General features: G+C 64.2%; 9 protein-coding genes and 1 pseudogene. 9 read left to right on the top strand and 1 reads right to left on the bottom strand.

From position 1 onward, the window contains the following. The 4 genes from AB3X94_RS40365 to paaK all read left to right on the top strand — a co-directional run. Positions 1–443: 2Fe-2S iron-sulfur cluster-binding protein (locus tag AB3X94_RS40365; protein WP_368611265.1), on the top strand; the 443-nt coding region annotated here is incomplete at its 5' end. Between the two features lie 188 nt (positions 444–631). Continuing rightward, positions 632–1,834 carry a 3-oxoadipyl-CoA thiolase gene (gene pcaF, locus AB3X94_RS40370; protein WP_176111915.1) on the top strand — a complete coding sequence of 401 codons (1,203 nt, stop codon included), beginning with the start codon at positions 632–634 and terminating at the stop codon, positions 1,832–1,834. Between the two features lie 14 nt (positions 1,835–1,848). Further along, the gene (gene paaH / locus AB3X94_RS40375; RefSeq protein ID WP_368614383.1) at positions 1,849–3,408 is read left to right on the top strand and encodes a 3-hydroxyacyl-CoA dehydrogenase PaaH; all 1,560 of its coding nucleotides are present in this window, start codon (positions 1,849–1,851) and stop codon (positions 3,406–3,408) included. A gap of 37 nt (positions 3,409–3,445) precedes the next feature. After that, positions 3,446–4,771, top strand: coding sequence for a phenylacetate--CoA ligase PaaK (gene paaK, locus AB3X94_RS40380; protein ID WP_368614384.1), 1,326 nt, complete (start codon positions 3,446–3,448; stop codon positions 4,769–4,771). A 78-nt stretch (positions 4,772–4,849) separates the two neighbouring features. Here the strand turns inward: paaK and AB3X94_RS40385 are convergent, their stop codons facing one another. Then, complete coding sequence (locus AB3X94_RS40385) at positions 4,850–5,497, bottom strand: TetR/AcrR family transcriptional regulator (protein WP_368614385.1); 648 nt, start codon at positions 5,495–5,497, stop codon at positions 4,850–4,852. A 356-nt stretch (positions 5,498–5,853) separates the two neighbouring features. On the opposite strand from AB3X94_RS40385, the gene AB3X94_RS40390 reads away from it, so the two are divergent. From AB3X94_RS40390 to AB3X94_RS40410, 5 genes and pseudogenes are all read left to right on the top strand, one after another. Further along, positions 5,854–6,777 (top strand): VOC family protein, encoded by a 924-nt coding sequence (locus AB3X94_RS40390; RefSeq protein WP_368614386.1) that lies wholly within the window; start codon positions 5,854–5,856, stop codon positions 6,775–6,777. Between the two features lie 53 nt (positions 6,778–6,830). Beyond that, on the top strand, positions 6,831–7,685 hold the full coding sequence (gene bphD / locus AB3X94_RS40395) for a 2-hydroxy-6-oxo-6-phenylhexa-2,4-dienoate hydrolase (protein WP_176111910.1): 855 nt from the start codon (positions 6,831–6,833) through the stop codon (positions 7,683–7,685). Positions 7,686–7,792: 107 nt separating this feature from the next. Further along, positions 7,793–9,331 (top strand): bifunctional 3-(3-hydroxy-phenyl)propionate/3-hydroxycinnamic acid hydroxylase, encoded by a 1,539-nt coding sequence (locus tag AB3X94_RS40400; protein WP_368614387.1) that lies wholly within the window; start codon positions 7,793–7,795, stop codon positions 9,329–9,331. A 29-nt stretch (positions 9,332–9,360) separates the two neighbouring features. Next, positions 9,361–10,164 carry a 2-keto-4-pentenoate hydratase gene (gene mhpD / locus AB3X94_RS40405; RefSeq protein WP_368614388.1) on the top strand — a complete coding sequence of 268 codons (804 nt, stop codon included), beginning with the start codon at positions 9,361–9,363 and terminating at the stop codon, positions 10,162–10,164. 13 nt (positions 10,165–10,177) lie between these two features. Continuing rightward, positions 10,178–10,508 (top strand): annotated as a pseudogene (locus AB3X94_RS40410) (acetaldehyde dehydrogenase); the annotation flags it as partial.

Consider the following 10,508-nt stretch of genomic DNA (forward strand, 5'->3'; position numbering starts at 1 on the left):
TCGACGAGGCGTTCATCTGCGGCCCCGCGCCGATGATGGACGCGGCCGAGGCGGCGCTGAAGGCTGCCGGCGTGCCGCCCGCGAAGGTGCACGTCGAGCGCTTCGGCACGCCGCTGCCGCAGGCGGGGGTGCCGCCCGTCGAGATCACCGCGGACACCCCGGCGGCCGACCTCGAAATCGTGCTCGACGGCAAGCGGCGCAGGCTGCGCCTGCCGTATCAGGGCGTGAGCGTGCTCGACGTCGGGCTGCGCGCCGGTCTCGCGCTGCCGTATGCGTGCAAGGGCGGGGTGTGCTGCACGTGCCGCGCGAAGGTGCTCGAGGGCGAAGTGAAGATGGAAAAGAACTACACGCTCGAAGAACACGAGGTCCGCGACGGGTTCGTGCTGACGTGTCAGTGTCATCCGGTGAGCGAGAAGGTTGTCGTCAGTTACGACGAACGATGAGCGCAAGCACATCACACCCCCGTCTTCGATCAAAGTTCCATCTCATGTCTCATTCACTGTTCAACAAGCACCGACGGTAGGTACGGCGTCACGTGCCGCCGCGCGAAGCCGCTCATGTCTGATCGCACCGCGCAACCCTGTTGCGGATGCAAAGCCTGAATCGTTCAATTTCTCTAACGGAAAACACCATGACCGAAGCCTTTATCTGTGATGCCATTCGCACTCCGTTCGGACGTTATGCAGGCGTACTGAAGGATGTTCGCGCGGACGACCTCGGCGCCGTGCCGATTCACGCGCTGATGCAGCGCAATCCGTCGGTGGACTGGCAGCAGGTCGCGGACGTCCTCTACGGATGCGCGAACCAGGCCGGCGAGGACAATCGCAACGTCGCCCGCATGTCCGCGTTGCTCGCGGGCTTGCCGATCGACGTCCCCGGCTCCACGATCAACCGCCTGTGCGGCTCGGGGATGGACGCGGTGGGCAGCGCCGCGCGCGCGATCCGCGCGGGCGATGGCGACCTTTACATTGCGGGCGGCGTCGAAAGCATGACGCGCGCACCTTTCGTGGTCGGCAAGTCGGCGACGGCGTTCTCGCGCTCGGCCGAAATCCATGACACGACGATCGGCTGGCGCTTCGTCAATTCGCTGATGCGCAGCCAGTACGGCGTCGACTCGATGCCCGAAACCGCGGAAAACGTGGCCGACGACTTCGGCGTGGACCGCGACTCGCAAGACCGCTTTGCGCTGCGCAGCCAGCAACGCGCCGCGCGCGCTCAGGCGGACGGCACGCTGGCCCAGGAAATCACCGCGGTGCGCATTCCCCAAAAGAAGGGCGAACCCCTCGTGGTCGATCGCGACGAACATCCGCGCGAGACCTCGCTCGAGGCGCTGGCGAAACTCAAAGGTGTGGTGCGCCCCAACGGCACGGTGACGGCGGGCAACGCTTCGGGTGTCAACGACGGCGCTTGCGCGTTGCTGATCGCAGGCGAAGAGGCAGCGAAGCGCAACCATTTGACGCCGCGTGCCCGCATCGTGGGCATGGCTACGGCGGGCGTCGAGCCGCGCATCATGGGCATCGGACCGGCACCGGCCACCGAGAAGCTGCTTGCGCGCCTCGGCATGACGCTCGACCAGTTCGACGTGATCGAGCTGAACGAAGCGTTCGCGTCGCAGGGTATCGCGGTGCTGCGCCGTCTCGGCGTCGCGGAGGACGATCCCCGCGTCAATCCGAACGGCGGTGCGATCGCGTTGGGCCATCCGCTCGGCGCTTCGGGTGCCCGGCTGGTCACGACGGCGACCTACGAACTCGAACGCCGCAACGCACGCTTCGCGCTTTGCACGATGTGCATCGGCGTTGGCCAGGGCATCGCGATTGCGATCGAGCGCGTTTGAGCGGAGCCACTCGCATGTCGAACGTATTGAAGACTTCCACGATCGTTGGCATCGTCGGCGCGGGCGCGATGGGTGCGGGCATCGCCCAGGTGGCCGCGCTCGCCGGACACCGGGTCGCCCTATTCGATCTCGATGCCGCTACGGTCGCAAAGGCCATCAAGGGCATCGCCGCGAATCTCGCGAGGCTCGTCGACAAAGGCCGCCTCGACGCGACGGCTGCCGCTCAAGCGAACGGAAGGCTGTTTGCGGTCGACCAGCTGGCCGCGATGCGCGATGCGGGGCTCGTCATCGAAGCCGTCGCCGAACGGCTGGAAGTGAAGCGCAAGATTTTTGCCGAGCTCGAAGAGCACGTGGACGACGCCTGCATTCTCGCGACCAACACTTCGTCGATTTCCGTCACGGCGATCGGTGCGACGCTGAAGATTCCGTCGCGCCTCGTGGGCATGCACTTCTTCAATCCCGCGCCCGTGATGGCGCTGGTCGAAGTGGTCAGCGGCCTCGCCACATCGCCGGACGTCGCGACCTGCGTGTACGAAACGGCCGCCGCGTGGGGCAAGACGCCCGTCTACGCGCGCTCAACGCCCGGCTTCATCGTGAACCGCGTGGCACGTCCGTTTTACGCCGAAGGTCTGCGGCTTCTGAACGAGCTGGCAGCGAGTGCCGCGTCGATCGACGAGGTGATCCGCGAGGCAGGCGGCTTCCGGATGGGACCGTTCGAGCTGATGGACCTGATCGGACACGACGTCAATTTCGCGGTCACCGAGTCGGTGTTTCGTGCGTATTTCAACGATCCCCGGTTCACGCCGTCGTTGATCCAGCAGGAGCTGGTCAATGCGGGTTTTCTGGGCCGCAAATCGGGACGTGGTTTCTACGAATATGGTCCGAACGCCGCGCGCCCGAGCCCGCGGCTTGCGCCACCCGCGGATTCTCCGCGGGTCGTCAATCTGTTTCCGCAGTCCGGCGTGATCGCGCGGCTTCAACAAAGGCTGCTGGATGCCGGGCTCGTTACGGCGACGATGCCGGAAACCGAACGCGTCGACGGTGTGGTCGCGCAAATCGACGACGCGCTGCTGCGACTGACCGACGGGCGCACGGCGACTCAATGCGCTCACGACATGGATCACGACAACGTGGTGCTCGTCGACCTCGCACTCGACTACGCCGGCTGCAGCACGGTCGCGCTCGCCCGTGCGCGGCAATGCAGTGATTCGGCCTATGCGGCCGTCGTCGGCGCGATGCAGGCGGCCGGCTACTCGGTCGTGCCGATGGCCGATGTGGCCGGCATGATCGTGATGCGGACCGTCGCGATGCTGGTGAACGAAGCGGCCGATGCAGTCAATCAGGGCGTGTGCACGGCCGCGGATCTCGACCTGGCGATGGAAAAAGGCGTCAACTATCCGTTGGGCCCGCTGCAGTGGGCGGATAACGCGGGCGTCGCTCTGTTCTCTACGGTACTGAGCAATCTCTGCACCCATTACGGTGAAGACCGGTACCGCGTTTCACCGCTACTAGCCGCACTTTCGTGGTCGCGTGCGTCATGGCATGCCCGCGCTGCCATCGACAGCGCAGCCTGACTCGAATCAATCCAATTCCAGTATTCCGGAGACTCCGATGGTCCGACGCACCCCCCAATCCGACGAACTCGAACCGATCGAACGCGCCAGCCGCGACGAGCTGCAGGCTCTGCAACTGACTCGCCTCAAATGGTCGGTCCGCCATGCCTACGACAACGTGGCGCATTACCGCAAGGCGTTCGATGCCGCTGGCGTGCATCCGGACGATCTGAAGGAACTGTCCGATCTGGCCAGGTTTCCGACCATGACGAAGAAGGACCTGCGCGACAACTATCCGTTCTGTCTTTTCGCCGTACCGCGCGACCAGGTGGTGCGTGTGCATGCATCGAGCGGGACCACGGGCAAGCCGACGGTCGTGGGCTACACCGCACGCGACATCGATACCTGGGCCGACATCGTCGCGCGTTCGATCCGCGCTGCCGGCGGCCGTCGCGGCGACACGCTGCACAACGCGTTCGGCTATGGCCTGTTCACCGGCGGCCTGGGCATTCACTACGGTGCGGAGCGGCTCGGCTGCATGGTGGTGCCGATGTCCGGCGGCCAGACGGAAAAGCAGGTTCAGCTGATCCGCGACTTCGAACCGTCGATCATTCTGGTCACGCCGTCGTACATGCTTAACCTGATCGACGAGATGACGCGCCAAGGGATGAATCCGGCCGAATCGTCGCTGAAGGTGGGTGTCTTCGGCGGCGAGCCCTGGACCCAGGCCATGCGTAGCGAAATCGAAACACGGGCGGGAATCGACGCGGTCGACATTTACGGCCTCTCTGAAGTGATGGGCCCCGGCGTCGCGGCGGAGTGCATCGAAAGCAAGGACGGTCCGGTGATCTGGGAAGACCACTTCTACCCGGAAATCATCGATCCCGTTACCGGTGAGGTGCTGCCGGATGGAAGCGAAGGCGAATTGGTCTTTACTTCGCTGACGAAGGAAGCCATGCCGGTCATCCGCTATCGCACGCGCGATCTGACCTCGCTGTTGCCCCCGACTTCCCGCGCGATGCGCCGGCTGGCGAAGATCACCGGACGCTCGGACGACATGCTGATCATCCGGGGCGTCAACGTGTTTCCGAGCCAGATCGAAGAGCTGATTCTCGCGATTCCCAAGCTGAGCGCGCAATATCAATTGACGGTCAAACGCGACGGGCATCTGGATTCTCTGGCGGTGTGCGTCGAAGCGCGGCCGGAGGTCGGCGAGTCGTTGAGCGACCACGATCGGACAGCGCTCGCGCGCGAACTGCAGCATCGCATCAAGACGATGGTCGGCGTCTCGACGACGGTCTCGGTCGCGCTTGCCGGACATATTCCAATGACCGGCACCGGCAAGGCGAAACGCGTCGTCGATCTGCGGGGCGCGAACCTGTAAGCATCGATCAGAGGCGCTGCGCGCGGGGACTCGCGCAACGCCAGCCCTGCCCGTTCAACGTGGCCGCGCGAGGCTGAGTTAGCCAGCGATGCCGCCCTTTTGCACCGCTTTGCTTTTCGGCCGCTTCTCCGCCAGCCGGACAGAGTCCTTCGCCGGTTTAGCGCCGCGCTTGCGGCCCGCTGCCCGTGTCGCTTCCCGGAACGACGCGGCACGCGCTTCGCCTAGCGCAATCAGCGCATCGGTGAGCTGCGCCATATGCGTTTCCATCGATCTGTTGTCGCCAGATTGAAAGGAGACGAAAGCGCCGTCGAAGCCGAGCATGCCGAAATACGCCAGTTCGTCGGCGACCGCTGACGCCGCGGCGTCCCCTTCAGCGCTGAACGCGCTGCGGATCATCTCGCGCATATAGTCGCGGCCTTCGTTGCGCACCTCGATCACCGTCTGGATCGCCTCCGGCTCCGCGGCCTCGTTGCTCATCACCATGACGACCAACAGGCGCAGGAAGTTCTCGCGGTGCTGGAACACCTCCCCCGTCTTCTTCAGATACCAGCCCAGACGCTCGCGCGACGTGCCGCCTTCGGGCGGATTCTGGTGAGCTTCACGCATCGCGGCGAAGAAGCCCCGCGCGCCTTGCGCCATCACCTCCGCCAACAGCCCGGCCTTGGAGCCGAAATGATGATAGATCGCGCTCTTCGGGATTCCGGTTGCTTCGACCAGCGCCGACATCGAGGTGCCGGTGTAGCCATAGGCCGACATCACGCGGGCGGCTGCGTCGAGGATTTCCTGGCGCGATCTCTGGCCGCGTCGATTGCCAATCTGCTGTGTGGTTTCCATTCCAAAAGTATACCGCTTCGCCCCCTTTTCTACCGTATTGGACCGATCGGTTCATTACTGGTTTGCCCTGGCTGTTCGCGATTGGACCGATCGGTACACTAATTCCAACTGTGGGAATGAGCCAGACCAGCGTCCGGATCGGGCGTTGTTCCTCATCGCCCGATCCGGACACGAGCATGCACCGGAGAGTGCTTCGCAACATTTCCGGGCCAATGGCCCGTCATCAGAACTTGAACATAAGGAGAGCTATGCACAGCGTGTCGACACTGGGGTATATGGTCCTTGGCGTAAGCGACCTGGCGGCATGGGAGGGGTTCGCCGTCAACGTACTGGGTTTGCAGTTGGGCAGGCGCGTCGCCGGCGAATCGCTCGGCCTGCGTATGGATGATTACGAGCAGCGCTTCCTGTTGGTCAAGAGCGAGCTCGACGACTTCCTCGCCGCCGGCTGGGAATTCGAAACGGATGCGCAGCTCGACGCGTTCGTCGATCAGGCGCGTGCCCGCGGAGCCGGGATCGTCGAGGCGGATCGTGAAATCGCCGAGCAGCGCCGCGTAGCCCGCCTGTTCGTGTGCCACGATCCCGACGGCATCAGCCACGAGTTCTATAGCTGCGCGTTCCGCGCTCACACACGCGACGCATTCCGCTCCTCGGTACTGCGCGGAGCATTCAGCACAGGACGCCTGGGTGCTGGTCACTTCGTCACGGTGCCCAAGCAGAGTGCGCGCGCCAAGGCGTTTTGCCAGGACGTGCTCGGCCTGAAGCTCAGCGACTCCATCACTGGCGAAGCCGCACCGGGCGTGAACCTCGACGTCACGTTCTTTCACGCTCGCAGCGGACGTCATCACTCGATGGCGGTCGCGGAAGTGCCGTTCCCGGTCCCCAAACGTATCCACCACATCATGGTCGAGTGCACCGACGCCAACGACGTCGGTCTCGCCTACGACCGCTGCAAGCAGGCCGGCGTGCCGATCCTGATGGAACTGGGTCATCACCCCAACGACCAGATGTTTTCGTTCTACATGATCTCGCCGTCCGGTTTCGCGATCGAATTCGGCGCGGGCGGCATCGTGGTGAACGACGACACATGGGAAATCAAGCGCTACTCCGAACTCAGCGACTGGGGACACAAACTGAATCCGCCGCCCGGCGCGCCCGCCCCCAACGCGCATTGAATCCCGACTCATCACATAGCTTGACTGCAAGACCATATTCCTGGAGCCACAGTATGACCTTGACCGAAGCCAGCACCAGCAAGTTCGTGACGATCAACGAACCTGGTCTCGAGAACTTCACCATCCATTTCAACGACGCCGGCCACGGCCCGGCCGTCGCCATGCTGCACGGCGGCGGGCCCGGCGCAAGCGGCTGGAGCAACTACTACCGCAATGTCGACGCGCTGGTGAACGCGGGATTTCGAGTGCTGCTCATCGACAGCCCCGGCTTCAATAAATCAGGCGAGATCGTCAGCGACGTGCCCCGCAACCTGCTGAACGCGCGCGCGACCAAAGGGGTGCTCGATGCGCTCGGCATCGCCAACGTGCATCTGGTCGGCAACTCGATGGGCGGAGCATCGGCATTGAGCTTCGCGCTGGAGTATCCGGAACGCCTCGATCGCATGGTGTTGATGGGACCTGGCGCTCAGGGTCCGAGCATCCTCCAGCCTCAGCCGGGCGAAGGCATCAAACGCATGTTCAAGCTCTATGCAGAACCCACCTATGAGAACTTCGAGGCCATGCTCGAAGTGTTCGTGTACTGGCCTGGCGCAATCACCGAGGAGTTGCGTCGCGGACGCTGGAACAACATCGAGTCGAACCTGAACCACCTGAAGAACTTCATCGCGAGTTCGAAGCTTTGCCCCGTGACCACATGGGACCTGTCCGCACGCTTTCCGCAAATCGCTCACAAGACGCTGATCACGTGGGGCCGCGACGACCGCTTCGTGCCTCTCGATCACGGCCTGCGCATGATCAATACCTTGCAGGATGCGCGACTCCATATCCTGCCGCAGTGCGGCCACTGGGCTCAGTGGGAACACGCCGACGAGTTCAACCGCCTCGTCATCGACTTCCTGAATAACTAAAAAACGGGCGACGGCGGCGGTCGCCGTCATCGCGCTGGCCCTTGCGCTGCGAATACGCGCATCCCGCTGCCACGTTGAACATCCAGAATATCTAGTGGAGACAAGATATGACCAATGAGTACGACGCCGAGGTTGCCATCGTCGGCTATGGACCGACCGGCGTGATCGCCGCGCTGACCCTCGCCAAACACGGCATTTCCACCATCGCGTTCGAGCAACACAAAGACATTTACCAGCGTGCGCGCGCAGTCACCGTCAACGACTGGACGATGCGCATCTTCCAGAACCTCGGCGTCGACGAACCGGTGCTTAAGCAGATCGATCCGCAACGCGCGCTACGCTGGATGCGCTATGACGGCACCGAGATTTTGCGCATCGAGCACCCGCCTTCGACACTCGGCATCAAGCCGCGCTTTTTCAACATCTATCAACCGACGATGGAGTCCACACTGCGCGAATGCGCGGCGAAGCACGCCGAATGCATCGACGTGCACTACGGCTTCGAAGTCGTGTCGCTGGAGCAGGATGAAACCGGCGTCACGGTGACCGCCAGAGACCTCTCAACGGGCGAAACGAAACAGACCCGCGTGCGCTACGTGATCGGCTGCGATGGCGGCAGCAGTGCCACGCGCGGCAAGCTCGGCGTCAAGCTGCTGGGCGATACGCTCGAGGTGCAGTGGATCGTGATCGACTGCCGCGTCAAGCGCTGGTGGCCAGACCGCAACCTGCTGACGTTCTGGTCCGACAAGGAACGGCCGGTGGTGGACATCGCACTGTCTGGCGGCAACCACCGCTGGGAACTGCCGCTGAAGCCGACCGAGTCGGAAGCGGACTTCGCGACGAACGAGGACGTCTGGCCGCTGCTTAAAGCACTCGGCGTCACCGAGGACGATGTCGAAATCCACCAGTATGCGTTCTATCGCCACCATACGCGGATGGCCGACAAGTGGCGTGTCGGGCGCGTGTTTCTCGCGGGCGACGCGGCGCATCTGATGCCGCCCTGGGCAGGCGCGGGCATGCAAACCGGCATGCGCGACGCGTTCGATCTGGGCTGGAAGCTCGCGGGCGTGCTCAAGGGCACGCTGCCCGAGCAGTTCCTCGACACCTATGAAGCGGAACGTCGGCCCAATGCGGCGTTCTACACCGGCCTTGCCGTGCAACTCGGCCGCATCATCAAACAGGAACTCTCCGAAGAAGAACAGGCCGCGCTCAATGCACCGCCTCCGCCCGACGCGCCGGAGCAGCCGCTCATCGCGCCGCCGGTGCTGGAAGCCGGCTGGCTGCGCGGTCCGCTCGCTCACGACAGCATCGTGGGCCGCATGGTCCCGCAACCCGTCGTGGGCGATAACCGCGGGGTGATGGCACGGCTGGACGACCTGCTCGGCGACGGCTTCGTGCTGCTCGGCGACGACGTCGATCCCGCCACGCTGCTCACGCCCGAAGAAAAAGCGGCGTGGGACCAACTCGGTGCCCGCTACATCGCGCTGCGCCAACAGGATCAGCATACCAAGGGCTGCGACGAATTCGTCGATCTCGACGGCGTACTGCGCCCATGGTTGCGCAAGTACGGTGCGCGCGCAGTCGCACTGCGCCCCGATCGCTTCGTCGCCTCCGCCGACGTCAGCGGTCTTGCGGTACCTGCCTGACACGCCTCAAACCAGGGAGAAACATGAACATGCATGACGCCAACGTCGTCAACGCGCTGGCCTCGCGCCTGCGCAATGCTGAAGCGATGCGCCAGACCATCTCGCCCGTACGCGGCGACATCGCTGCGGGCGGCATCCCGCTCGACGACGTCGCCACCGCCTACGCAGTGCAGCACGCGAACGTCGATCTGCGCGTCGCGAACGGCGAGCGCATCGTCGGCCGCAAGATCGGTCTGACGTCCGTTGCCGTGCAGAAGCAGCTTGGCGTCGATCAGCCCGACTTCGGCGCGCTGTTCGCCGGCATGGCCTACGGCGACAGCGAACCGATGCCGCTGTCGAAGCTGATCCAGCCGAAGGTCGAAGCCGAAATCGCGCTGGTGCTCGAACACGACCTCACGCACGACAAGCACACGTTCGTCGACATCCTGCGCGCCAGTGCGTACGCATTGGCCGCGATCGAGGTTGTCGACAGCCGCATCGAAAACTGGGACATCCGCTTCGTCGATTCGGTCGCGGACAACGCGTCGAGCGCGCTGTTCGTGCTCGGCAGCCGGCCGGTGCCGCTCTCGCGGATCGACCTCGCCGCGTGCGCGATGACGCTGTCGCGCGACGGCGAAGTGCTCTCGCGCGGCAGCGGCGCGGCGTGTCTCGGCAATCCGCTGAACGCCGCCGTGTGGCTCGCGGATCGCATGATCCAGCTCGGCACGCCGCTGCGCGCCGGCGACGTCGTGCTGACCGGCGCGCTCGGCCCGATGGTCGCCGTCAAGGAGCCGGGCACTTACTGCGCGCAGATCGAAGGCCTCGGCAGCGTGCGTGCCACGTTTATCGCTTGAATCAGGACTCTATATGGCTTCCGAAAAACTGAAGGTCGCGATCATCGGCTCGGGCAACATCGGCACGGATCTGATGATCAAGATCATGCGCAACAGCCGGCATCTGGAGATGGCGGCGATGGTCGGCATCGATCCGAACTCCGACGGCCTCGCGCGCGCCGCGCGGTTGGGCGTCGCGACCACGCATGAAGGCGTCGAAGGTCTGACGCGTCTGCCGGTGTTCAATGACATCGACTTCGTGTTCGACGCGACCTCGGCCGGCGCGCACGTGAAGAACGATGCGCTGTTGCGAAAGCTGAAGCCTTCGATTCGCGTGATCGATCTGACGCCGGCCGCGATCGGGC

This window comes from Paraburkholderia sp. BR10923 (genome assembly GCF_040948765.1).
In the GTDB taxonomy this organism is placed as follows: domain Bacteria; phylum Pseudomonadota; class Gammaproteobacteria; order Burkholderiales; family Burkholderiaceae; genus Paraburkholderia; species Paraburkholderia youngii.

What these genes read in the sequence shown, in the direction of transcription:
- pcaF (WP_176111915.1), top strand. Translation starts at nt 632, where the DNA reads ATGACCGAAGCCTTTATCTGTGATGCCATTCGCACTCCGTTCGGACGT.
- paaH (WP_368614383.1), top strand. Translation starts at nt 1,849, where the DNA reads ATGTCGAACGTATTGAAGACTTCCACGATCGTTGGCATCGTCGGCGCG.
- paaK (WP_368614384.1), top strand. Translation starts at nt 3,446, where the DNA reads ATGGTCCGACGCACCCCCCAATCCGACGAACTCGAACCGATCGAACGC.
- AB3X94_RS40385 (WP_368614385.1), bottom strand. Translation starts at nt 5,497, where the DNA reads ATGTCGGCGCTGGTCGAAGCAACCGGAATCCCGAAGAGCGCGATCTAT.
- AB3X94_RS40390 (WP_368614386.1), top strand. Translation starts at nt 5,854, where the DNA reads ATGCACAGCGTGTCGACACTGGGGTATATGGTCCTTGGCGTAAGCGAC.
- bphD (WP_176111910.1), top strand. Translation starts at nt 6,831, where the DNA reads ATGACCTTGACCGAAGCCAGCACCAGCAAGTTCGTGACGATCAACGAA.
- AB3X94_RS40400 (WP_368614387.1), top strand. Translation starts at nt 7,793, where the DNA reads ATGACCAATGAGTACGACGCCGAGGTTGCCATCGTCGGCTATGGACCG.
- mhpD (WP_368614388.1), top strand. Translation starts at nt 9,361, where the DNA reads ATGCATGACGCCAACGTCGTCAACGCGCTGGCCTCGCGCCTGCGCAAT.